The sequence below is a fragment of the Hydrogenobaculum sp. Y04AAS1 genome (assembly GCF_000020785.1).
GTDB lineage: Bacteria > Aquificota > Aquificia > Aquificales > Aquificaceae > Hydrogenobaculum.
Genome location: NC_011126.1, coordinates 1,495,414 through 1,518,251, shown reverse-complemented (window position 1 = coordinate 1,518,251; position 22,838 = coordinate 1,495,414). Strand labels below are relative to the sequence as shown.

General features: G+C 34.8%; 22 protein-coding genes and 1 tRNA gene. 13 read left to right on the top strand and 10 right to left on the bottom strand.

Annotated features, from left to right (window positions below; genetic code table 11):
* Positions 1–134: 134 nt before the first annotated feature.
* A complete protein-coding gene (locus tag HY04AAS1_RS08455; protein WP_012514635.1) occupies positions 135–281 on the bottom strand; it encodes a hypothetical protein in 147 nt (48 codons plus the stop codon).
* Entirely contained in the window at positions 282–575 is a 294-nt protein-coding gene (locus HY04AAS1_RS08075; RefSeq protein WP_012514634.1) for a hypothetical protein, read from the bottom strand.
* A gap of 32 nt (positions 576–607) precedes the next feature.
* Between HY04AAS1_RS08075 and cutA the strand changes: the two genes are divergently transcribed.
* The gene (gene cutA / locus HY04AAS1_RS08070; RefSeq protein WP_012514633.1) at positions 608–925 is read left to right on the top strand and encodes a divalent-cation tolerance protein CutA; all 318 of its coding nucleotides are present in this window, start codon (positions 608–610) and stop codon (positions 923–925) included.
* Here the strand turns inward: cutA and asnB are convergent.
* From asnB to purF, 4 genes are read right to left on the bottom strand one after another with little or no spacing between them, the layout of a single operon-like run.
* Positions 914–2,836 carry an asparagine synthase (glutamine-hydrolyzing) gene (gene asnB / locus HY04AAS1_RS08065; protein WP_012514632.1) on the bottom strand — a complete coding sequence of 641 codons (1,923 nt, stop codon included), beginning with the start codon at positions 2,834–2,836 and terminating at the stop codon, positions 914–916. The two genes, cutA and asnB, sit on opposite strands and share 12 nt — an antisense overlap.
* Before the next feature lies 1 nt (position 2,837).
* The gene (locus tag HY04AAS1_RS08060; protein ID WP_012514631.1) at positions 2,838–3,914 is read right to left on the bottom strand and encodes a DUF354 domain-containing protein; all 1,077 of its coding nucleotides are present in this window, start codon (positions 3,912–3,914) and stop codon (positions 2,838–2,840) included.
* 25 nt (positions 3,915–3,939) lie between these two features.
* Positions 3,940–4,158 carry a DUF2905 domain-containing protein gene (locus HY04AAS1_RS08055; RefSeq protein WP_012514630.1) on the bottom strand — a complete coding sequence of 73 codons (219 nt, stop codon included), beginning with the start codon at positions 4,156–4,158 and terminating at the stop codon, positions 3,940–3,942.
* The gene (gene purF / locus HY04AAS1_RS08050; protein ID WP_012514629.1) at positions 4,155–5,549 is read right to left on the bottom strand and encodes an amidophosphoribosyltransferase; all 1,395 of its coding nucleotides are present in this window, start codon (positions 5,547–5,549) and stop codon (positions 4,155–4,157) included. The genes HY04AAS1_RS08055 and purF overlap by 4 nt, the downstream gene beginning before the upstream one ends.
* 34 nt (positions 5,550–5,583) lie before the next feature.
* Here purF and HY04AAS1_RS08045 point away from each other — a divergent pair, with 34 nt between their 5' ends.
* The 3 genes from HY04AAS1_RS08045 to HY04AAS1_RS08035 are packed head-to-tail and all read left to right on the top strand — an operon-like array spanning position 5,584 to position 8,886.
* Positions 5,584–6,069 carry a CDP-alcohol phosphatidyltransferase family protein gene (locus HY04AAS1_RS08045; RefSeq protein ID WP_012514628.1) on the top strand — a complete coding sequence of 162 codons (486 nt, stop codon included), beginning with the start codon at positions 5,584–5,586 and terminating at the stop codon, positions 6,067–6,069.
* Entirely contained in the window at positions 6,062–7,651 is a 1,590-nt protein-coding gene (locus HY04AAS1_RS08040) for an HD domain-containing protein (protein WP_012514627.1), read from the top strand. The genes HY04AAS1_RS08045 and HY04AAS1_RS08040 overlap by 8 nt, the downstream gene beginning before the upstream one ends.
* Positions 7,648–8,886, top strand: coding sequence for a folylpolyglutamate synthase/dihydrofolate synthase family protein (locus HY04AAS1_RS08035; RefSeq protein ID WP_012514626.1), 1,239 nt, complete (start codon positions 7,648–7,650; stop codon positions 8,884–8,886). The genes HY04AAS1_RS08040 and HY04AAS1_RS08035 overlap by 4 nt, the downstream gene beginning before the upstream one ends.
* 1 nt (position 8,887) lies before the next feature.
* Here the strand turns inward: HY04AAS1_RS08035 and HY04AAS1_RS08030 are convergent, their stop codons facing one another.
* A complete protein-coding gene (locus HY04AAS1_RS08030; RefSeq protein ID WP_012514625.1) occupies positions 8,888–9,295 on the bottom strand; it encodes an HI0074 family nucleotidyltransferase substrate-binding subunit in 408 nt (135 codons plus the stop codon).
* Positions 9,286–9,576: a nucleotidyltransferase domain-containing protein gene (locus HY04AAS1_RS08025; protein WP_012514624.1), complete on the bottom strand. Its 291-nt coding sequence runs from the start codon at positions 9,574–9,576 to the stop codon at positions 9,286–9,288. Before HY04AAS1_RS08025 ends, HY04AAS1_RS08030 begins: the two co-directional genes overlap by 10 nt.
* A gap of 57 nt (positions 9,577–9,633) precedes the next feature.
* Between HY04AAS1_RS08025 and HY04AAS1_RS08020 the strand changes: the two genes are divergently transcribed.
* From HY04AAS1_RS08020 to HY04AAS1_RS07990, 7 genes are read left to right on the top strand one after another with little or no spacing between them, the layout of a single operon-like run.
* On the top strand, positions 9,634–10,482 hold the full coding sequence (locus HY04AAS1_RS08020) for a glycine--tRNA ligase subunit alpha (RefSeq protein WP_012514623.1): 849 nt from the start codon (positions 9,634–9,636) through the stop codon (positions 10,480–10,482).
* Complete coding sequence (gene glyS, locus HY04AAS1_RS08015; RefSeq protein WP_012514622.1) at positions 10,479–12,479, top strand: glycine--tRNA ligase subunit beta; 2,001 nt, start codon at positions 10,479–10,481, stop codon at positions 12,477–12,479. Before HY04AAS1_RS08020 ends, glyS begins: the two co-directional genes overlap by 4 nt.
* Position 12,480: 1 nt before the next feature.
* Positions 12,481–13,284: a 2-amino-3,7-dideoxy-D-threo-hept-6-ulosonate synthase gene (locus HY04AAS1_RS08010; protein ID WP_012514621.1), complete on the top strand. Its 804-nt coding sequence runs from the start codon at positions 12,481–12,483 to the stop codon at positions 13,282–13,284.
* Between the two features lie 17 nt (positions 13,285–13,301).
* Positions 13,302–14,084: an enoyl-ACP reductase gene (locus tag HY04AAS1_RS08005; RefSeq protein ID WP_012514620.1), complete on the top strand. Its 783-nt coding sequence runs from the start codon at positions 13,302–13,304 to the stop codon at positions 14,082–14,084.
* 8 nt (positions 14,085–14,092) lie between these two features.
* Positions 14,093–15,526, top strand: a complete 1,434-nt coding sequence (locus HY04AAS1_RS08000) for a molybdopterin dinucleotide binding domain-containing protein (protein WP_012514619.1) — start codon at positions 14,093–14,095, stop codon at positions 15,524–15,526.
* 16 nt (positions 15,527–15,542) lie between these two features.
* On the top strand, positions 15,543–17,960 hold the full coding sequence (gene ppsA / locus HY04AAS1_RS07995; RefSeq protein WP_012514618.1) for a phosphoenolpyruvate synthase: 2,418 nt from the start codon (positions 15,543–15,545) through the stop codon (positions 17,958–17,960).
* A 19-nt stretch (positions 17,961–17,979) separates the two neighbouring features.
* The gene (locus HY04AAS1_RS07990; protein ID WP_012514617.1) at positions 17,980–18,999 is read left to right on the top strand and encodes a bifunctional oligoribonuclease/PAP phosphatase NrnA; all 1,020 of its coding nucleotides are present in this window, start codon (positions 17,980–17,982) and stop codon (positions 18,997–18,999) included.
* 69 nt (positions 19,000–19,068) lie between these two features.
* Here the strand turns inward: HY04AAS1_RS07990 and HY04AAS1_RS07985 are convergent, their stop codons facing one another.
* Both HY04AAS1_RS07985 and HY04AAS1_RS07980 read right to left on the bottom strand, forming a co-directional pair.
* The gene (locus tag HY04AAS1_RS07985; protein WP_012514616.1) at positions 19,069–20,148 is read right to left on the bottom strand and encodes a DUF4382 domain-containing protein; all 1,080 of its coding nucleotides are present in this window, start codon (positions 20,146–20,148) and stop codon (positions 19,069–19,071) included.
* A gap of 478 nt (positions 20,149–20,626) precedes the next feature.
* On the bottom strand, positions 20,627–22,156 hold the full coding sequence (locus HY04AAS1_RS07980) for an ATP-binding protein (protein WP_012514615.1): 1,530 nt from the start codon (positions 22,154–22,156) through the stop codon (positions 20,627–20,629).
* Between the two features lie 115 nt (positions 22,157–22,271).
* On the opposite strand from HY04AAS1_RS07980, the gene rfaE2 reads away from it, so the two are divergent.
* Together rfaE2 and HY04AAS1_RS07970 are read left to right on the top strand one after the other, a co-directional pair.
* A complete protein-coding gene (rfaE2, locus tag HY04AAS1_RS07975; protein ID WP_012514614.1) occupies positions 22,272–22,748 on the top strand; it encodes a D-glycero-beta-D-manno-heptose 1-phosphate adenylyltransferase in 477 nt (158 codons plus the stop codon).
* A 16-nt stretch (positions 22,749–22,764) separates the two neighbouring features.
* A tRNA-Lys gene (locus tag HY04AAS1_RS07970) sits at positions 22,765–22,837 on the top strand.
* Position 22,838: the final 1 nt, after the last annotated feature.

Genomic DNA, 22,838 nt, shown 5'->3' with positions numbered 1-22,838 from the left:
CTATGGTATCAAACTATGCAATAGTTTTAATCACAACAAAAACTATAAGTTCTATTTAACAGTCCATCTGAACTTATCAAACGTTTTGTATCAAAACGTTTTTGACTCAAATTCGTTCTAATAGAAAACGACTTTTATTTTGAAGTATTAAGCTTTTCCACATCTCCTCTTATCACTTCTGCATCTATATCCATTGTAATTGACTGCGCTCCTACTATTATTATCTCCAACGGTTCTTTGGTCTTTATGGCGATATCTTTAAAAACGCTTATTATATCCATTTAAAGAGCTCTCAAAACTTCAAAAAATCTCCTCACATCCTCGTTTGATATCTTTTTATCTACAAAAGGTAAAGGCTTTTTCCTTTTTATAAGATAGCTGTAGTTTGAATATATAACGCAGGCTTTTTCAAAATACTCCCTAAGTTCTTCTGTGACATACTTTTCCCAATCAACATCATCGTTAAATACTATCTCATAAGGCAGTATACTCTTACCAGCTCTATTTGAAATAAGCTCTTCAACGCTTGCTCTATCTTTACCATACAAGCTTTTTAACTTTAAATCGATCTCCATATGTTTTATTATAATATGTTATAATATTAACTATGGGATCAAACTATGCAGTAGTTTTAATCACAACACCAAAAGATAAAGCAAAGGATATTGCTAAGTTTATAGTAGAACAAAAGCTTGGGGCTTGCGTTAACATAATAAGCGGTGTGGAGTCTATATACTGGTGGAAAGGAGAGATCGAAACCTCAGAAGAATCTCTTCTTATTGTAAAAACCCTAAAAGAAAAGATTGTGCTTTTGATAGAAAAGGTAAAAGCTATTCACCCATACACAGTACCAGAGATTGTATCACTTAACATAGAATCTGGTATAGAGTCTTACCTAAAATGGATAGAAGACTCAATTGGATAGATAAGTTTTCTTAAACCATCTATTAAATATCTCCACCGCCCAGACGTGGTGTTTGTAAGCTTTTGAATTACCATTTTCATATAAAAATCTCAAAAACCCTTCATCAAAAAATCCATGTTCTTTGTTTATCTTAAGCCAATCTTCCAAAAAGTTTTTCTTTTCTTTGTAAAACCATTCTATAAATGGATAAGAAAATCCCTTTTTCCTTCTATACACTATCTCTTCTGGTAGATATTTTATAGCTATTTTCTTAAGAAGGTGTTTGTTTTGGTTTGATATACGAAGTGCTGGATCTACATTTAACACAAGCTGATGAAGTTCATGATCAAGCATAGGTGCTCTTAGTTCTACAGAATGAGCCATAGCCATTTTATCCACTTTCATCATAAGCACTTCCCCTATCCACATATACATATCTACAAAGTAATACCATATAGATATATGATGATGAGAAAAAGGCTCAAATCTTTTTGAAAATAGCTCAATATTATCACTCTCATAAGAAAATCTTAAAAACCTTTTAAGCTCATCGTTTGTAAAACACTCCCCTATAGTCCTAAAGATAATCTCATCTTTTAAAGCTCTTTTTAAAAGCTCCGATGCTTTAGACAAGTCTGCCACGTCCCACAAGTCTGCCACGTCCAAATTCTTGTCTGAAAGTGATTCTAATATAAGTTCTTTATGAGGTTTTTTTAGGCTTTTAGAGATATCTTCATAGTTTAGATACTTATAATAAAGATCGTATCCAAAAAATAGCTCATCAGAACCCTCTCCAGAAAGAGCAACTTTTATACCGTTTTGTTTGATGTAAGAAGATATAACGTATGTGGGCAAAGTGGCAGGATCGTTTATAGGCTCATCTAAAAAATAAACCACCTCATCTATTTTCTCTATAAAATCCTTTGAGTTTATGTTGATAGGATGATGGCTTGATCCAATAAACTTTGAAACTTTCAAAGCCCAATCAAGCTCGCTGTAGTGCTCATACTCGCTGTACCCTATAGAAAATGTGTTTATATTTTTACCAAATGTTTCTTTGGCGATCTTTGAATACAAAGCGCTTACAAAAGAAGAATCAAGACCTCCAGAAAGAAGCGATGCCACTTCCACATCTCCCACAAGCCTAAGCTCAATAGATTCTATAAGCTTATTTTCTATATCTTTTAGTATTTGATCTTCGTTTTGATAGCTTTTAGAAAGATAATCAAGGGGATTGTAATACTCTTTTATACTAAGCCCATTTTTATCTAAAATCCCAAAACAAGAAGGAGGAAGCTTATATATACCCTCATACATAGTCTTTCCATAAGAAGGGGCCAAATATCTAAAATAATCTGCCATAGAATCTTTATCTGGAAGTGGCGTTTTGTCAAAAAACTCAAGCAGTGCTTTTATCTCCGATGAAAATAAAAAGTTATCTTTTATAAAAGCATAATAAAAGGGTTTTTTACCAAACCTATCCCTTGCAAAAAAGAGAGATTTTTTATCTGCATCGTATATACAAAAAGAAAACATACCTCTTAGCTTGCTAAGGACCTCTACACCAAAATATCTATAAGCTTTTAAAAGCACTTCGGTGTCCGAAGATGAGTTAAAGTTTATTCCTTTTGATATTAAAAAATCCCTTATGGATTTAAAATTATAGATCTCTCCGTTAAAAACGATAACATTAACCGTGGAACCCTTGTCGCCTGTTTCTTCATCCACCATAGGCTGATTGCCCAAAGGCGATAAATCTATGATAGAAAGTCTTCTATGGCCAAATATGATATCTTCGTTTTGGTAGATACCATGAGCATCTGGTCCTCTATGAGCTATTTTATCTAAAGCTTTTTTAAAAAGATTTGTATCTATGGATTTAGACCGTGGCAGACTTGCTGGATTTCCAAAAAGTCCCAATATACCACACATATCAATATCTTTTTAGGTCTTTGGCTTTTAAAATAGTATCTGTTAGAAAATCTAAATCCACCTTCATAGAACCCCAAACGTTTTGAGCAAGCTCATCGAAGCGTTTTCCTATAAGCTTTAAAGCGGTATTTACCAAAGAGTCTTTGTCGTTTACCCATTTCATAAGCCCCACATCCACCACATACTTATCGTAATGACTTATAAAGCTTCTTGTGGATATAACAGGTGTTCCAAAGTAAGTGGCTTCAAGGTTTATGGTACCACCACCTCCGATAAACAAAGATGCGTATGCAAGAAGATGCTGTATCTTGTATTTTTTTTCTAATATGATGGCAAAATCAAAAAGCTCTTTTAAGGGCTCTGCCTCGTACCTTGGTATTATTACAAACGTTGCATCTATTTTATCTTTTAATTCTAAAAGCCCATCATACAAAAGGCTGTATTTTTTCATCACGTAAGAGGCTTTAAACTCCTCTTCCCTTACCACTATAATAGGTTTATCTAAAGGTATCTTCATTACATCCTTTACATAGTTTATATCTGGTTTAAAATCATAAAGCCATATCAAAGGATCTATGAAATCGTATGTGTAAACCTGATCTTTTTCCAAAGCAAACCTATAAAATATCTCATCTGGCACTACAAAAGGCTTTAGGGCCACAGTAGAAAGAGGAAGCGTAAGCCTTGCCTGAGGTAGAGCTTTTTTAAAATCATACTTATAATCAGATAAAGGTATATCGTAAAAATTTACTATAGGTATACTAAGCCCGTAAGCAACTCTGTTGGCATCCACAGAGCATATGCTTACCATAATATCTGGATTGTACTTATCAAGAACTTTTGTCATTTGATACATTCTTTCTATGCTCGCATGAAGCTTGCCGTTTAGGGTACCACCCCCAAATCCCCCTACAACTTCGTAAGGGATATTAAGCATATCAAGAAGCTCTACAATCTCCTCATAGCCTTCTGATTTTCTGGTGGTAATTAAAACATGCTCCCCTTGGCTATCAAATTTTCTTATTATGGGACTAAAAAAAAGGGCTGCTTTAGGTGTTACTATATCAAACCATATCATTCAACATATTATAACAAATTATGCTTTATCTTCTAAAAAGAATATTTAACAATATTGTTAGTAAAATACTTAAAATTATAGAGCTCATTAAAGGAAAGTAAAACACAAAGTTTCCATTTTTATAAACAATATCTCCCGGAAGCCTTCCAATTGGTATGTTTAATTTTCCAAATACCATTATCAAAAGCCCGAAACCAATGAGTATAAAACCAAATATTATTAGGAGTTTTGCAAATTCGTTCATAGCTTTACCTCTACAGGGTAATTGTCTGTAAAGCAAGCATCACAAAAAGAATCTGGTTCTTGAACAGACCTCATAAGCCCTTCTAAGGATAAATATTTTAAAGAATCGGCTCCTATAAACCTTCTTATATCTTCCACAGACATATGGCTTGCCATAAGCTCTTCTTTTGTGGGCGTGTCTATACCGTAATAACAAGGCCCTATAACTGGTGGAGAAGCTATCCTCATATGTACTTCTTTGGCTCCGGCTTCTTTTAAAAGGTTTACTATACGCTTTGAGGTAGTCCCCCTTACAATAGAATCATCTATCACCACTATGCTTTTATCCTTTATAATACCTTTGTTTGGATTTAGCTTCATCAAAACGCTTAGATTTCTAATATCTTGAGTAGGAGCTATAAATGTCCTTCCTATATAGTGATTTCTAACAAGTCCCATTTCGTAGGGAATATTCTTGTATTGGCTATATCCTATGGCTGCTGGCATACCAGAATCCGGCACTGGAATCACTATATCTGGAGTTATATCGTCCTCTTTAGCAAGTTCCATACCCATTTTCTTTCTAACGTTGTAAGAGTATTCAGAAAATATAAAGCTATCAGGTCTTGCAAAATATACATGCTCAAAGATGCATTTTTTTGGTTTTGGGCTTTTAGCAAAAAAGTAAGTTCTTATACCATTTTCATCTACTATAGTGATTTCCCCAGGCTTTATCTCACGCCAATAATCCGCTTCTATAATATCAAAAGCACAAGTCTCAGAGGCAAATACGATAGCGTCTTGACGTCTCCCCATCAAAAGTGGCCTAAAACCAAGAGGATCCCTAGCGGCTATAAGCTTACCGTTTATTATCATAAGTATGCTATAAGCTCCCTCCACAAGCTTTAAAACACTAACAAGATAGGGTATAAGCTCTTCATCCAACATATGAGCATTTATAGATGCATCTTTTTCTACTACATCTAAAAGCCCTAAAAACACCTCTGTATCAGAAGAGCATTTTAACTCCACTTCGTTTGCAACAAGAAGCCTTCTTAGAAAGTTATAGTTTGTAAGGTTTCCGTTATGAACTACAGCCACTTTTCCAAACCTTTTACTTTCTCTAACTATAGGTTGAATATTTTGAGCAGAATCACCACCAGCAGTAGAATATCTAACGTGAGATATAGCTACCTTACCTTTTAAATTTTTTAACTCTTCTTTGGAAATGGCCTCCAGCACAAGGCCTTTGTTAGCAACTCTTTTAATATCATCCTCATAATAAGAGCATATACCAGCGCTCTCTTGGCCTCTATGCTGCAGAGCGTATATACCAAAGTAAGCAAACGTTGCTGCCTTTGGGAAATCTAAAGTTTCCTCTTCGTTCAAATAAACGCCAAAAACACCGCACATCAATTATAATATAAATGATTTTTGTTAAAAAGTTATGGCAAATTTTATAACTACTCTTAGAATATTTTGTGGCATAGTGGCCTTTTACTTTATAATATCTTCTCACTACTTTATAGCTCTTATAACATTTAGTATAGGAGCAATATCGGATTGGTTTGATGGCTCTATTGCAAGAAACAACAACGCTATCACAGAGTTTGGAAAAGTGTATGACCCTTTTGCAGATAAAATCTTAGTTTTAACAGCGGTTATGGGGCTTTTATACAAACATATGTTAAACCCCTATGCAGCTACGTTTTTGATGATAAGAGAACTAACGGTGTCTTTTCTAAGAAGCATAGCAAAGAATAAAGACAAAGGGGCTATTTTAAGTGGAAAAATAAAGGCGTTTTTTGAGATGTTTAGTATCATTGTAATACTTCTTGGTGAGGTAAAATTTGGTAATATGCTTTTCGATATAAGCCTTATTTTTGCATATATTTCTTTGTATGGTTATTTAAAAAGATGGTTTTATGAGTGATATAATAGAGATTTTTGGCAAAAAACATACCGCCCACGGATTAAATTTTTACCTCACGCACTTTGACCTTTTAGCAAAATGCCTTGATAGAGACCACTACGCTTTCTTGGTGGGAGGATACGTAAGAGATAGAATAATAGGAAAACCAATAGACAAAAGTGTAGATGTGGATATTATAACCACTCAAGAACCAATAACTGTTGCAAACCGTTTTAAAGAACTTCTTTTCCAAACATACAACATAAAAGCCGATGTATTTGAGTTTGAAAAAAAAGAGCCTTGGATAAAAAGAAACAAAATAGCCACTATAGTATTTAACGAAGGAAGTTTCAAATATAGATTTGATATAGCAATATTAGAAAGTGGTGGATTAAAAAGTTTTTTTGGTCTAAGACCAGGCCCTGAAGAGTGGGAGAAGATCCTTGAAAAAGATTTAAAAGATAGAGATTTTACCTGCAACGCAATAGCTGTAAACTTAGATGATGTGCTATCTGTGGGGGCTCAGCAAACTATTCTTTTTGATCCAACCGGTGGTATAAAAGACTTAGAAAATGGACTTGTAAGAGCAATATCTTATGAAAATCTCAAAAAAGACCCTATAAGGCTTTTAAGGGGAGTAAGGATAGCAAACGAGCTTGAGTTTGAGTTAGAAGAGGGTTTTATAAATTTCTTAAAAGAAAACCATACACTTATAAAAACCAGTGCAAAAGAAAGGATAGCAGTAGAGCTTTTTAAGCTTTTAAAATTAAAAAAATCCTACAAGGGAATGGAGCTTCTTTTTGAGACAAATGCCATTTACAGCATAATACCATATTTAGAGGATATAAAAAAAGTTTCAAATCAAGGGCATCATCACATATACCCCCTTGATAAACATACGTTAAAAGTCTATGAGTATGCGGATAAAATCCTTGAAAATGAGGATGTAAACTTTGACAAAGAGCTTTTATATTTTATAAAAAGCCAAATAGCAGCCTATCAATTTTTAGGGGATTTTGGCACAAAAGAGGCTATAAAACTAAGCGCTTTACTACACGACATAGGAAAGCCTCACACCATGAAAATAGATGAAAAAGGTAACATCACCTTTTACGAGCATGACAAAGTAGGAGAAGAACTAACAGCAAAAATATCTAATGAGCTTACCTTTGGAGAAGATCTTTCAAGGTTTTTAAAAAAAATGGTAAGAATGCACCTTAGGATATTTTATCTAAGGGAATCTTTGGAGCATCTCACACCAAGAGCCTATGGAAAGCTCTTAAGAGAAGTAGAAGATGATATATACCCTCTTATGATACTAACTATAGCAGATGCCTTGGGATCTAAAGACGATGAGCCCACTATGAAAGCTTTAGAAAAAACCATAAAAAATATAATAGAATTTAAATTAAAAAATGTACCAAAGCGTATAGAACCACTTCTTAGTGGAAAAGATATAATGAATATACTAAATATACCAGAGGGGCCTACCGTTGGGCTTTTAAAAAATAAACTATTAGACCTTCAATACGAAGGTGCAATAAAGACAAAAGAAGAAGCGATAGAATGGCTTAAAAAAGAAGGTGAACATATAAATATATGAAACTCTGGGACCTTTATGAGGGCAAAGACTACAAGATAAACCCCACTTTAGATAGAATACTAAAAGCAAGAGACTACGTAGGAAACCCAGAAAAACACTATAAATCTGTAATAGTGGGCGGTACCAACGGCAAAGGCTCTACCTGCGCTTTTTTAAATTATCTTCTGATAGAGCATGGCCTTAACACCGGATGGTTTGTATCTCCTCATCTTGTTAGAGAAAACGAAAGATTAAGAGTAAACAACATTCATATAAAAGATGAAGAGTTAGAATACTATGTCAAAAGCCTAAAACCTGTATTTGAAAAATTTGAGCTAACTTACTTTGAAGCTATAACTCTGATAGGGCTTTTATACTTTAAAGACAAAAATGTAGATATAGTAGTATGGGAAGTAGGAATGGGCGGAAGATGGGACGGCACCAGAGCCTCTTCACCTTTTATTGGGGTTTTAACAAACATAGGAAAAGACCATATGAAATGGCTTGGCAACACTGTAGATAAAATAGCAGCAGAAAAGCTTGAAATAGCAAACGGCACAAAAGCACTTCTAATAGGAAACAACAGATACCCACTATACCCAATGGCAACAGAAAAAGCAAAAGAGCAAAACACAAAGCTTTTTGCAGCAGGGGAGGATTTTGAATACAAAGGTTATGTAGATAAGCATAGCACTTATATAGAAGAGTTTAATTTTTTAGATTTTAACATGAAAAGCCTAAAACTTGGGCTTTGGGGCAAACATCAAATAGACAACGGAGCTTTGGCATTGGCATCGTTTCTTAGTATACCTACGGTAGAAGCTCTATTTAAACCAAAAGAAGAGCTTATAAAAAGGGCGTTAGAAAAAACCTATTGGGAAGGGCGTATGGAGATTATAAGAGAAAAACCCCTTATAATGATAGATGGAGCTCACAACGTAAGCGCTTTGGTAAGGATAATAAAAGATATAAAAGAGCATTTTGATATAAGGCTTGTGATGGGAAGTTTAAAAGACAAAGAATGGCAAAAAGAGTTAGATATACTAAGGGCTTACTTTGATGAGATTACGTTTGTACCCATTCACTACAAAAGAGCAGAAGATATAGATAATATGCTAAATTATGCAAAAAGTATAGGTTTTAAAACCCATACTTTAGAAGACGCAAAAGATATTTTAAATCTAAAAGATGATGTATTTGTCTTTGGTTCTTTGTATCTTCTTGGTGAGTTAAAAAGAGCTTTGGAAAAATCATAATTTAAATATTCTTTTCTATCTCATTTATTACGCTTTTGATAACAGGTAGATATTTCTTAATATTTTGAAAAATCTTATCGGCAACCTCTTCGTGATAAGTGTGAGATGTAAGATTTCGATCGTCTATTGCCTCTAAAAGTGTAACAACATCCTGAGAACTTAGATAGCCAGACCCGAAAAAATCTCTTATACAAGATTTTGGAGATCTGCATTCTATTCCTTCTTTTAATTTTAAAAACTCTTTAACAGTTTTCCATAAAATCTCTATGGTAACCTCAAGCCGCTGTATAGTAGAATCTCTGAAAAACGAATAATCGGCGGTATTTTGAGAGTTTATAGTTTTATCGTAGGACTCTTTTAACCTTGAAAACGCATTTTTTAAATCTGACAACAATCTATCTAAAGCCATCTTTGTCCTTTTTTGTAAACTATAGGTTTAAGATGAGGTGCCATCTTTAAATCCACAAAATCCACCTTGTAAGGAAGCGTGCTTTCTTCTATTATATATCTTAACAAAGTCAAATACTCTGTTATATCCTCTTCTGTGTCAATAGCTATATCAACATCGGAAAAATCTGAATTGTTTCCATAAGCCCTAGAACCAAACAGATAAATTTTTACATTCTTATCTTTGAAATAATCTTTTAAAAACTCTTTTAAATCTTCTATAGTTTTTATCTTAAAAGCCATAAACTGGTATAATAGTATAGCATGATCATATACGTAAAAGCGTTTTGGAGGTAGAAAGTGTATTTTCAGGATATAATACTTAATCTTCAGGATTTTTGGTCTAAAAATGGATGCGCCATAATGCAAGGATACGACATAGAAGTGGGAGCTGGCACTATGAACCCAGCTACTTTTTTAAGGGTGCTTGGCAAAAAACCCTTCAGCGGGGCTTACGTAGAACCATCCAGAAGACCAAAAGATGGAAGATACGGGGAAAACCCAAACAGGCTTCAGCATTATTTTCAATTTCAGGTGATACTAAAACCTGCCAAAGAAGACTCTCAAGAGCTCTATCTTAAAAGCTTAGAAACCCTTGGTATAGATCAAAACCTTCACGATATTAGATTTGTGGAAGATGACTGGGAAAGCCCTACACTTGGGGCTTGGGGGCTTGGTTGGGAAGTGTGGTTAGATGGGATGGAGATAACACAGTTTACATACTTCCAACAAGCAGGGGATATAGATTTAGATCTTATAGCCTGTGAAATCACCTACGGGCTTGAACGTATTGCTATGTATCTTCAAAATGTTGACAACGTATTTGATTTAAAATGGAACAAATATCTTACTTACAAAGATATATACTTTGAGTTTGAAAAAGAGTGGTCTATCTACAACTTTGAAAAATCAAACCAAGATAGACTTTTTAAGCTTTTTGAAATATATGAGCAAGAAGCAAAATCTCTTATAGAAGAAAAACTCGTTTACCCAGCTTATGATTACATATTAAAATGCTCTCATACATTCAATCTTCTTGATGCAAGAGGTGCTATATCTGTCCAAGAAAGAACAAACTACATAAAACGCATAAAACAAATGGCTTCTTTAGTGGCTTCTTTATACATAGAAAAGGAGAATAGCCTATGAACGATATTCTTTTAGAGCTTCAAACGGAAGAACTACCCTCTTTATTTTTACTAAAAGCCAACGAAACCTTAAAAGATATAGTAATAAGCTTTTTAAAAGATAAAAATATAGAAAAAGATAAAACTATCAGCTTATTTACAACCCCGAGAAGAATAGGTATTTTGATAGAAAATTTACCAGATCACAACAAAAAAGAAGAAATCCTTGTAATAGGTCCTCCTTATGAAGCCTGTTATAAAGACGGAGTTCCTACAAAAGCTTTAGAGGCTTTTTTAAAGAAAAATAACGCTTCTTTAGAAGAGACTTTCAAATACGAAAAACAAGGAGGAGTTTATATAGCCATAAAAAAACAAACCGGTGGTATACCAATAGAAGAGCTTTTTAAAGAGTTTCCAGATTTTATAATAAAATCTCTAAACTACAAAAAGATGATGAGATGGGACAACTCTTCTATGAGGTTTCCAAGACCCATAAGAGGTATAGCCCTTGTTTTAAACGACAGACCAATACTGCCTTATAAAAACACATCAAAAGGCCATAGGTTTTTATCCAATGAGTTTGTAATAGAACATGCAAAAGCCTACGAAGAGCTTTTAAAAAAGCATTACGTAATACCAACATTCAAAGAGCGTAAAAGCATCATATTAGATCTTGTCTTATCAAAAGCCAAAGAACTAAATGTTACACCAGATTACGAAGAGGAACTTATAGATGAAATCACAAACTTGGTAGAATACCCATATATTGTGATAGGGGAGTTTGAAAAAGAGTTTTTGAGTTTACCAGATATAGTTATAAAAACTGTGTTAGCTCATCATCAAAAGTTTATTACCACAAAAAAAGATGGCATTACAAACATATTTTTTGGTATATCAAACATAGAAGATAAAAAAGGTTATATAAAAAACGGTTATCAAAAAGTGGTAAAAGCAAGGTTAAGAGATGCCATATTTTTCTACAACGAGGATCTAAAAAAACCTTTTCATTTTTTCGTGGAAGAGCTAAAGGGTATTATGTTTCATCACAAGCTTGGAACACTGTTTGATAAAACCAAAAGGCATATAGCTTTGGGAGAGTATTTAGACCATCAAAACAGCGTACTAATAAGAGCCTGTGAACTTTCTTTGTTTGATATAGCTACAAACATGGTAAAAGAGTTTGACGAGCTTCAAGGCTATATGGGTATGATATATGTAAAAGCAAAAAACGAAGATGAAGAACTGTCAAAAGCCCTTTTAGAACAATATATGCCTGATAAAATAGAAGGTATTCAGTCTACCAAAACAGGGGCTTTGCTTGGTATCATAGTAAAATCAGACAACATAGTATCCCTTATTGCCGCTGGTGAAATTCCAAAAGGTACATCGGATGCTTACGGTATAAAAAGAAACATATACGGTATTATAAAAACTATTTTAGATCATGAACTTGATATAAATTTAGAAGAGCTTTTTGGAAAAGTTTTTGAGCTTTTAGAAAACAAAGAAAAGCTTCTTAGCTACGAAGAGATTTTATCTCACATCAAAAACCTTTTCAAAACAAGACTAAACACTTACTTTGAAGAATATCCTTACGACATAGTAAGAGCTGTTTTGGAGGTAGAAGACCCTCTTAAGGTAAAAGATATAAAAAACAAAATAGAGCTTTTATCTTCCAACCGAGATATTGTAGAAAACATAGCAAAAGCCTACAAAAGGATAAGAAAAATACTACCAAAAGACTTTAGCCCAAAGGATATAAAACAAGAGCTTTTTGAAAGCGACTTAGAAAAAGAGCTTTACAAGATATTAGAAGATATAAAAGACAAAGAACTCTCAAAAGAGCTATTGGAATACATAGACCACAAGAAAAAGATAATAGATGAATTTTTTGATAAAATACTTGTTATGGCTGAAAATATAGATGTTAGAAACAACAGACTTAGCTTACTTTACAATATCTATAAAAGCCTAAAACAGATAGCAGATTTTGAACACGTTGTTATAAAGGAGGCATAAAATGAGTATCGGTAAAAAAATAAGACTTGAACGTATCATCAACAGAGAAACCCAAAAGACCATCATAGTACCGATGGATCATGGTGTAAGCTCAGGACCTATAGAGGGTCTTGTGGATATGAAAAAAACCATAGAGGCCGTATCAGAAGGTGGTGCCAATGCAGTTTTAATGCACAAAGGCCTTGTAAAAGCAGGACACAGGGGCTCTGGGAAAGACATAGGTCTTATAATACATCTTTCTGCTTCCACAGATCACTCACCTACAAAAAATGATAAGGTGCTAGTTTGCACAGTAGAAGAAGCTATAAGGCTTGGAGCGGATGCAGTGTCTATACACGTAAACATAGGGGCTCCAATGGAAAGAGAGATGCTAAGAGATTTTGGTTATGTGTCAAAAGTGTGCGATGAATGGGGTATGCCGCTTTTAGCGATGGTATACGCAAGAGGTCATGAGATAAAACCCCAAGACCAATACGATAAAACTTTTGTAGCCCACTGCGCAAGGATAGGAGAAGAGCTTGGGGCTGATATTGTAAAAGTCCCATATACCGGCGATGTAGAGTCTTTTAAAGAAGTGGTAAAAGGCACCCACATACCTGTGGTGATAGCAGGGGGACCCAAGATGAAAACCGAAAAAGATGTGCTTGAAATGGTGGAAGGGGCCATAAAAGCTGGAGCAGCTGGGCTTTCTATAGGAAGAAATATATTCCAAGCCAAAGACCCTAAAAAGATAACAAGGGCCATGTATATGATAGTACACGAAGGCAAAACTGCAGAAGAAGCATCTAAATTTTTACACTCATAAATAAATAGGAGATAACGATGATATTAAAAGGTAAAAAAGCTCTTATAATGGGTTTAGCAAACGATAAGAGTATAGCCTATGGTATAGCTAAAAGCTTCAAAAGAGAAGGAGCTGATATAGCTATAAGCTACGCCGGTGAATCTGTGAAAAAAAGAGTGATGCCTATAGCAGAAGAACTTGGCACTGAGCTTGTTTTTGAATGCGATGTATCCAAAGACCAAGACATAGAAAACCTAGCAAACAACATAAAAGAAGCTTGGAACAACATAGACATAGTAGTGCATTCTATAGCCTATGCTCCAAAAGATGAGTTTAAAAACGGTGTCATAGATACCACAAGGTCTGGTTTTAACATAGCCATGGATATATCCGTTTATTCTTTCATAGCTGTGGTTAGGGCATTCTCAAACGTCATGAACGAAGAAGGGGCATTTTTGACGCTTTCTTACTACGGAGCCCAAAAGGTAGTACCTCATTACAACGTTATGGGTATAGCAAAAGCGGCTTTAGAAAGCGCCACAAGGTATTTAGCTTTTGATATAGCAAAGAAAAATCAAAGGGTAAATTGCATATCAGCAGGACCTATCAAAACACTATCTGCATATAGCATAACTGGTTTTCATATTCTAATGGAGCACACTGTTAAAGTAAGTCCCCTTGGAAGACATGTCACCATAGAAGAGGTAGGTGATACAGCTGCATTCTTATGCAGTGAATGGGCAAGGGGCATAACAGGACAAACCATATACGTAGATAGTGGTTATAGTATAATGGGTGTTTCCGATAAAGAAGAGGAGTAAAAGGTTCATTGATAGAGCATCTTAGTTCAAAAAACTTTGATAAAGAGCTAATAGGTCATTGTATAGGTTGTAACTGTGGTTGTAAGTTTATAGCTTTTGTTAAAGATAACAAAATAATTGACGTAACAGGACACCCTTCCGATAGGCTTGGAATGGGCAGTTTTTGCACAAAAGGCATAGCTCTTGTTCAAGAGCTTCCTTTTTCGGACTTTAGATTAAAAGATGTAAAAACTATTGATATAGATATAACAAATAAAGACACAGCTATATACGTAGATAGATTTTGTACAGAGGAAGAGCTTCAAAGGGCTTTTTCTTTTACAGAAAATATATATTCAAACATGCTTTACGTAGAAAATCCAAAAACTATAGAAATAGAACATATACCAGACAAAAAAGTCATATTAAACATATCAGAACCCTCTTATTACGATGTGATGCTATCAAGATGGATCATAGATGCCAAACAAAAAGGTGCTAAGCTCTTTAGCGCTGGTGCTATTTATACGAATATGAGTTTTAAAGCAAACTACAAAAAACTTATACCGCCTTCAGAGTTTTTAAGCTTTTTAGAAAATATAAAAAATGCTTTTGAAAAGGGATATCACGAAGATGAATTTATAAACAAGTTTTCGCTTTTTTCAACAAAACTAAGCGATACTCTTATAATAATAGAAGATATCTATATTAGAATAAATAGAGATTTTGTTTTGGGATTTTTAAAATATATGAAAGAAAAACATAACATAGATTATATCATCACCGGCGACATAACCCATTGGCCTGTGAGGGGAATAGAAGGAATAGATAAACATGAGGTTATTATAAACTTAGGGGATATGTTTAGATATATACCGGACAACCAAATAGAGAACTTTTCTAAAATGAATATAGCAAGTATCTCTCATATGGCAAACATGAGCGTAAACTTATCAAGATACTATCTTCCAAGAAAGTTTTTTATAGAGATGGATTTTACCAAAAAAACAGCGTTTTTAGATGTAAATAGTCAAAAGCTTTTTGAAAATGAAAACGCTTATACGCTTCTTGATATAATACCACAAGTAGATAAAAATATATCTCATAGCCCAAAACAAGAAACTATAACCTTACAAGGTTATACCCTTTTTATGGGACATAGTGTAGTAGATGATATTGGGCATTATTCAAGATGGCTTCACGAGATAGAACCAAACCAATACGTATATATAAACAAAACCCTTGCCGATAGTATAGATATAACTGATGGAGAGCTTTTAGAAATAACCACTGAGTATGGAAAAGCAGTCTTAAGGGTAAAAATATCTGCCAACATACCAGAAAACACATTTTTCATTTCAGATGGCTTTGATGAATATCAACCTTTCTACGAAGGTGTAAGACCCGGGGTGCTGGCTATTGACAAAAGTTTTATCCCAGTGATAAGATATAGGAAGTTATAAAGTTAGGAGGTTTTAAATGAATAAAAGTTTAGAAGATAAACTGGTGGTTTTCCTAGACGAGGTAGGTATTGAGGATATACCTTACGTTGGAGGAAAAAACGCATCTTTGGGGGAGATGATAAGACACCTAAAACCAAAAGGGGTAAACGTACCTTACGGATTTGTAGTAACTGCTGAAGCTTACAGATATTTTGTAAAACACAACAACCTTGAACAGAAGATAAAAGATACATTAAAAGATTTAGACCCTTCAAACTTAGAGCAGCTTGCCAAAAAAGGGCATGCTGTAAGAGAGATGATAAGAGCCGGGGAATTTCCGCAAGACTTGGAAGATGAGATAACAAAAGCCTACGAAAAACTATCCCAAATGTATAAAACACATGCTGTAGATGTCGCTGTAAGATCATCTGCCACAGCTGAAGATTTGCCGGATGCCTCTTTTGCAGGTCAACAAGAAACTTATCTAAACGTAGTGGGAGCCCAAAATGTCTTAGTAGCAGTAAAAAATGGTTTTGCATCGCTTTTTACAGATAGAGCTATCTCATACAGACATTCTCACGGCTTTGATCATTTTAAAATAGCGATATCGATGGGTGTACAAAAGATGGTGCGCTCGGATTTGGGTGCATCTGGTGTTATGTTTACCATAGATACAGAAAGCGGGTTTAAAGACGTGGTAGTTATAAACGCTATATACGGTCTTGGAGAGATGATAGTACAAGGTATGGTAACTCCAGACGAATATATGGTCTTTAAACCAACACTAAAAAAAGGCTTTTCTGCCATCATAGAGAAAAAACTTGGCAAAAAAGATAGAAAAATGGTATATGGGATGGGGTCTGATAGGGTAAAGATAATAAACGTACCTCAAAATGAGCAAAAAGTTTACGCTTTAAACGACGATGAGATATTAACACTTGCCAAATGGGGTATAGAAATCGAAGAACACTATCAAAAGCCAATGGATATAGAATGGGCTAAAGACGGAAACGACAATCAGCTCTACATAGTCCAGGCAAGACCAGAAACAGTCCAATCAAGGCGCGCTCAAGATAAGCTCGTTGTATATGAAATAAAAGATCCTCTTGAAGAAAGGATCCCACATAGAATACTAAGCGGTATAGCTGTAGGCGATAAGATAGCAAAAGGCACGGTAAAAGTAATTCACAGTATAAAAGAAGCTGTAGATTTCAAAGAAGGGGATATATTGGTCACAGACATAACAGATCCAGACTGGGAACCTATCATGAAAAAAGCAGCTGGTATCATCACCAACAGAGGTGGTAGAACTGCCCACGCTGCTATAGTAGCAAGAGAGTTTGGAGTACCAGCAGCTGTAGGCACTCAAAAAGCAACGGAAGTACTGAAAACCGGCATGATGGTAACGCTTTCTTGTGCTGAAGGAGAAACTGCTTACGTATACGATAAAGAACTTGATTTTGAGACAAAAGAAATAGATTTATCCAACATCAAAAAGCCAAAAACCAAAATAATGATAAACGTAGCAGATCCAAGCTCTGTGTTTAGATATGCAGCTATCCCAAATGACGGTGTTGGTCTTGCCAGAGAAGAGTTTATAATAGCAAATTACATAAAAGTACATCCTTTAGCCCTTATAAATTTAGACTACGTAAAAGAAAAAGACCCAGAGCTTTACAAAGAGATAGAAAATCTAACATTTGGATATGACAACAAAGAAGAATACTACGTAAAGAAGCTTTCTTACGGTATAGCAAAGATTGCTGCAGCTTTTTATCCAAATCCTGTGATAGTGAGGTTTTCTGATTTTAAAAGCAACGAATACGCAGGTCTTTTGGGTGGTAAGTACTTTGAGCCAAAAGAGGAAAACCCCATGATAGGCTGGAGGGGAGCATCCAGATATTACTCAGATAAGTTTAAAACGGCTTTTGGTATGGAATGCAAAGCCATATTAAGAGTTAGAAACAAGATGGGCCTTGACAACGTAAAGGTTATGGTACCTTTCTGTAGGACACCGCAAGAAGGTGCAAAAGTGTTAGAAACCATGAAAGAGTTTGGGCTTGTAAGAGGGGAAAATGGTCTTGAAGTATATGTGATGGCAGAAATACCAAGCAACGTTATATTGGCAGAACAATACGCAGAGATATTTGATGGATTTTCCATAGGTAGTAATGACCTTACACAGCTTACCCTTGGCATAGATAGAGACTCTGATTTGGTGGCTCATCTTTACGATGAAAGAAACGAAGCTGTAAAAATCATGGTAGCAAACCTCATAGATATAGCCAAGAAAACCGGTAGAAAAGTAGGGATATGCGGACAAGCTCCCAGCGATTTTCCTGATTTTGCCCAGTTTTTAGTGGAAAAGGGTATAGATAGCATCTCATTAAATCCAGATTCTGTATTTAAAACTATGCTTGCCGTCGTAGAAATGGAGGAAAAACTAAATAAATAATATAGGATGGAGTATTTTTATGGAACGAGTAGTTCCTCTTGCCAACAAACTTTTGGAAGAAAACGGTAGTATACTCTTGGTTTGTCATGAGAACCCAGATGGTGATACCCTTGGCAGTGCATTGGCACTTTATATTTTTTTAAAAAAGCTAAATAAAGATGTATATGTCTTTTGCAAAGACAATATACCAAAGTTTGCTCAGTTTTTACCAAGGGTAAACGAAGTCCTTCATCCAAAGGATTTGGAAGGCAAAACCTTTGATTTGGCTATAATAGTAGATGCCGCTGGCTTCAAAAGGGCTAATTTTGAAATATCCTCACATCTCAAAGCCCGCATCGACCATCATGTGGGTGGGGATTTCTATGGGCTTTACGATTTTATAGATTTCACATGTGCTTCCACTACACTTTTGGTATATGAGCTTTTAAAATACATAAACAAAGACCTCATAGACAAAGATATAGCCCTTTGTCTTTACACTGGTCTTTGCACAGATACTGGATTTTTTAGGTATTCCAATACCACAAAAGAAGTTTTTGATGCAGCCTCTTCTTTATGCGCTTACGGAGTAGAACCAAACTACGTCTGGAAAAACTTTGGAGAAAGAGAGAGCTTAGCAAAGCTAAGACTTATAAGCAAAGCCTTAGAAAACCTTGAAATATTCCACAACGGAAAAACCGCCGGTATCGTTATAACTCAAAGTATGATAGAAGAAACAGGGGCTCTTTACGAAGACACCGAAGGGCTTGTAAACTATCCAAGAAGATTAGAAGGAGTTTATGTGGCTTTTGCTATGATAGAAACCAAAAAAGAAGATGGGTCTACATTTTGGCGCGTATCTTTAAGAAGCAAAGAAGAGTCTGTAGATGTATCTAAAATAGCCCAGCGTCTTGGTGGCGGTGGTCATAAGTATGCCTCTGGTTGTAAATTGTACGATGATATGCATACATCCTTATATAAGCTTTTAGATAGCATAGCTTTAGAACTAAGTAATCTTGAAAAAGCCAAAGAGCTTTCTTTAGAAGAAGTCCAAGTTTAAAAAATTATATAAAATTATATTTTTAAAAGCCCCGAGGCAAAAAGCCAAGGGGCCAACTATAAACACTAATCAATCGTTGTCATCTTCTAGCATAATATTTCCAGTAAAGTATACACTAGAAGTACAGTTTGATAAATCGCAAATGTTCACATCAAGAAGATAGCTACTGCCTACTGTAAATGAGCTCCAAGTCATAGAAAGTGGGTAAATAACAGGGTTAAAAAGTGATATGGTATCTGAAGCGTTGTCTTCTCTTAATAGCGTTAAGGAATTGTTAGAATATCCTTCATAAACACCGCCTACTGTTCGAGCTATAATAGATGCAGTACATATATTGTTTGTAAAGCTACTGCACACCACAGCCACTTTTAAACTATTAGAAGAAGCGCTTTGAAGAAGACTAGATACGCTTGAGGTTAGAGAACTATACACTACAGTATAAGAATTATCATCTTTTACAATATTAAAAGCTGTAGTAGATAAGTTGCTTACATATCCTCTTAGCCTTAGCATAACATTGGATGGCTTGTTTTCATTTTCCATAGTTATAGGCATTGTAGCAAAGCTAAATTGGCAGTTAGTACCAGATGTAATCGCATAACTACTATCCTTTAGATCAAAATCAATATCTACGTAAGAGTTTGTACCCGATAGTGCACCAATGTTTCCGGTCATATCAAGCGTACATGAAGAACCACTCCCACAGTTTACGGTATTTGGCAGTGTAACGCTTGAACTAGCATTTGGATTGTAAGAGGTGAGTGTACACATAGCGGGATTATAAGTGTCTGTAATAACACTTACTGTATTTGAAAGAACTATATCAAGCCTATTGTAAGCACTATCGGATGGACAGGCAGTTGTACTTATATACTGGGCAATGCCCGATAAGCTCGCAAGATTTATATAAACTGGAGTAGAGCTACTAAACAAAACGCAAGTATTACCATCTCCAGTATTAGCAAGAGATATGCTGTATATACCCACTGTTACGTTTGGAAAATTAGAAGCATCATCTTGGACGTAAGCGCTTGTTGTAGTAAAGCCACTGCCTGAACCACCTCCGCCTCCACCACAAGCGCTTAAAAGCGCTCCAATACCTAAGACAGCAACAGCTACACTACCCCTTTTAAGGATAGTGTTTTTCATAAAAAAACCTCCACAGATAATCTTAAACATATAATAACATAAACATTATGAATATAGTATGAAAATCATCATCATATCAAAAAACCGCTTAGAATACAAGTTCACTACATCTTGAACACATAAACTGTGGCAGACTTATCGTATAATAAGTATATGTCAAAAAGACATGTATCTGAAACATGGTAAACCACTCTAGTGTGCCAAAGGCATTTCTTAAATCTCTTGATTGGCTTTGAAACTCTGGCATACTTGTCTGTTCTTTAGCTCTGAAATACGATACCATCGCTCTAGTGTGGCGTTTCTTACATCATATGATAAGTGTCTTTTAAAAAGATAGGCATCTGAAACGTGCTCACGCACTCTAGTGTGCTAACGGCACTTCTTACATCGTGAGTAAAATGTCTTTTAAGAAAACAGACATATGAAACGTGGTAAACCACTCTGTTCATATTCTATCTTAACTTATACATATATGAGCTCAGTACTTCTCCCACTCAAAGCCCACAATGTTCTTATCTTTCTTACTAAACTCTACCCCTATTAGGTATATATCATTATATTTGTCCATATACTTTTCATAATACCTTTTATCTTTTATCTGTTTTAAAGCAACGCCCTCTTCCTTGTCTTCTACTACCTTAAACTCTATGATATAAACGCTGTCTTGGTTAAAGACACTAAGATCTATCTGGCCTTTATTTGTATTGTCTTCTGCTATTACATTTAGCCCTGCTCCGTTAAAAAGCGCATATACGATAGATGCGTAAAATCCCTCATAGGAGTCTATATCGTTTTTCCTGTACCAATCATGGGGTATACTTGCAAAAAATCTATGTAAGATGTCTTTTAGTTTTTCTACTTGTTTATTCTCAAAAGCCTCTATTAGACCTATATCAGTTTTATATTTTGCTGAGATATCTTCTATTGTATAGGTTAGAAAATAACTGTTGAAGCTTTTTCTCACTTCTAAGTTTGGATAGGACAATGTGTATATTCCGTATTTTTCTTTAAAATCTTTTATTGTAAGATAACCAGATTGAAACAAAAGATTTTCTATCCTTATATTATCCACATCAAGGTTTGATAGAATCTCGTCTCCTACTTCAAGGTTCTCAAGCTCTGGTATGTAGTATCTGTTTTTCATAAACATCTTAATAAGAAATGTAGGTGTCCCTGTTTCAAACCAAAAGGCTCTAAACCTTTTTTCTGAGAACAAAAGCAGTATATCAAAAGGATTGTAAACACTCTCTCCAAGCCAACTATAGCCGTTATACCACTGTTTTATCTTTTCTTTATCAAAATCCTTTAATCTGTCTTCAAATACACTTTCAAGCTCAGATTGGGTATAACCGCACACTGTAGAAAACTCTTCATTTAAAGTGATATCCTGAAGCTGATTTAATCCACTAAAGATTGTTACTTTTGAAAACCTCGATACCCCTGTAAGAAAAACAAGTTTTAGATAAGGATCAGCATCTTTTAACACCGAATAAAAATCTTTCAATATTTCTCTGTTTTCCCTGGCTACTTCTATATTCTCTATCGCATCTAATATCGGTTTATCGTATTCGTCTATAAGTACTACTACTTTTTGATTGTATTTTTCGTATAGTTTTTGGATGAGTTCTAAAAACATTTGGCTTGGACGCTTTTCTTTTAAGTTTATCTGTTCTTTTTCTGATATCCTATTTACTTGAGATGTCATTAGATCCAATAAAATATCTGAAGTTCTTATATTTCCACTTGCAAAGCTTATTTTTATAATAGGATATTTCTTATCCCAATCCCAATTATCATATAGATAAAGCCCTTTAAATAATTCTTTGTTACCAGAAAACGCTTCTTTTAGTGTGTCAAGAAAAAGAGATTTGCCAAATCTTCTGGGGCGAGATAGAAAGTAATACCCACCATTTTCTAATTTTTTAACAAATATTGTTTTATCTACATAGTAATAATTGCTATTTCTTATCTTCTCGAATGTTTGTATACCTATTGGTAAAAGCTTCATAATGTGATTATACCACAGCCTTTTTTATAAGGTTAAGTTGGCTACATCGTGAATACATAAAACGTGACAGACTTCATTATATCAAAAAACCACTTAGAGTGTATAATTAATTCTTATGATTTATACATTGGAAGAGGCGGTAAAAAGGATAGAGGATTATAAATCTCAAAATAAGAAAATAGTTTTTACAAATGGATGCTTTGATATAATCCATGCTGGGCATGTAAAGTACTTAAACATAGCCAAAACCTACGGAGATATATTGATAGTAGGGCTAAATTCCGATAACTCTATAAAACGTATAAAAGGAGATAAAAGACCCATAGTACCCCAAGAACAAAGGGCGTATGTGCTTAGCCAGTTAAAACCTGTTGATATGGTTGTTATCTTTGAAGAAGACACACCTTATAATCTTATAAAAGCCATAAAACCAGATGTGCTTATAAAAGGAGCAGATTGGAACATAGAAAACATAGTAGGAGCAGATATAGTACTTTCAAACGGAGGTAGTGTAAATACAATAAAATTTGATTACGATACATCCACATCTAAGATTATTCAAAAGATAATAGAGCTTTACTGTGAAAAGTGATATAATTATATAATAAGGGTTGCTAGCTCAGTCGGTAGAGCAACGGACTCTTAATCCGTAGGTCGGGGGTTCGATCCCCCCGCAACCCAT

What these genes read in the sequence shown, in the direction of transcription:
- HY04AAS1_RS08455 (WP_012514635.1), bottom strand. Translation starts at nt 281, where the DNA reads ATGGATATAATAAGCGTTTTTAAAGATATCGCCATAAAGACCAAAGAA.
- HY04AAS1_RS08075 (WP_012514634.1), bottom strand. Translation starts at nt 575, where the DNA reads ATGGAGATCGATTTAAAGTTAAAAAGCTTGTATGGTAAAGATAGAGCA.
- cutA (WP_012514633.1), top strand. Translation starts at nt 608, where the DNA reads ATGGGATCAAACTATGCAGTAGTTTTAATCACAACACCAAAAGATAAA.
- asnB (WP_012514632.1), bottom strand. Translation starts at nt 2,836, where the DNA reads ATGTGTGGTATATTGGGACTTTTTGGAAATCCAGCAAGTCTGCCACGG.
- HY04AAS1_RS08060 (WP_012514631.1), bottom strand. Translation starts at nt 3,914, where the DNA reads ATGATATGGTTTGATATAGTAACACCTAAAGCAGCCCTTTTTTTTAGT.
- HY04AAS1_RS08055 (WP_012514630.1), bottom strand. Translation starts at nt 4,158, where the DNA reads ATGAACGAATTTGCAAAACTCCTAATAATATTTGGTTTTATACTCATT.
- purF (WP_012514629.1), bottom strand. Translation starts at nt 5,549, where the DNA reads ATGTGCGGTGTTTTTGGCGTTTATTTGAACGAAGAGGAAACTTTAGAT.
- HY04AAS1_RS08045 (WP_012514628.1), top strand. Translation starts at nt 5,584, where the DNA reads ATGGCAAATTTTATAACTACTCTTAGAATATTTTGTGGCATAGTGGCC.
- HY04AAS1_RS08040 (WP_012514627.1), top strand. Translation starts at nt 6,062, where the DNA reads ATGAGTGATATAATAGAGATTTTTGGCAAAAAACATACCGCCCACGGA.
- HY04AAS1_RS08035 (WP_012514626.1), top strand. Translation starts at nt 7,648, where the DNA reads ATGAAACTCTGGGACCTTTATGAGGGCAAAGACTACAAGATAAACCCC.
- HY04AAS1_RS08030 (WP_012514625.1), bottom strand. Translation starts at nt 9,295, where the DNA reads ATGGCTTTAGATAGATTGTTGTCAGATTTAAAAAATGCGTTTTCAAGG.
- HY04AAS1_RS08025 (WP_012514624.1), bottom strand. Translation starts at nt 9,576, where the DNA reads ATGGCTTTTAAGATAAAAACTATAGAAGATTTAAAAGAGTTTTTAAAA.
- glyS (WP_012514622.1), top strand. Translation starts at nt 10,479, where the DNA reads ATGAACGATATTCTTTTAGAGCTTCAAACGGAAGAACTACCCTCTTTA.
- HY04AAS1_RS08010 (WP_012514621.1), top strand. Translation starts at nt 12,481, where the DNA reads ATGAGTATCGGTAAAAAAATAAGACTTGAACGTATCATCAACAGAGAA.
- HY04AAS1_RS08005 (WP_012514620.1), top strand. Translation starts at nt 13,302, where the DNA reads ATGATATTAAAAGGTAAAAAAGCTCTTATAATGGGTTTAGCAAACGAT.
- ppsA (WP_012514618.1), top strand. Translation starts at nt 15,543, where the DNA reads ATGAATAAAAGTTTAGAAGATAAACTGGTGGTTTTCCTAGACGAGGTA.
- HY04AAS1_RS07990 (WP_012514617.1), top strand. Translation starts at nt 17,980, where the DNA reads ATGGAACGAGTAGTTCCTCTTGCCAACAAACTTTTGGAAGAAAACGGT.
- HY04AAS1_RS07985 (WP_012514616.1), bottom strand. Translation starts at nt 20,148, where the DNA reads ATGAAAAACACTATCCTTAAAAGGGGTAGTGTAGCTGTTGCTGTCTTA.
- HY04AAS1_RS07980 (WP_012514615.1), bottom strand. Translation starts at nt 22,156, where the DNA reads ATGAAGCTTTTACCAATAGGTATACAAACATTCGAGAAGATAAGAAAT.
- rfaE2 (WP_012514614.1), top strand. Translation starts at nt 22,272, where the DNA reads ATGATTTATACATTGGAAGAGGCGGTAAAAAGGATAGAGGATTATAAA.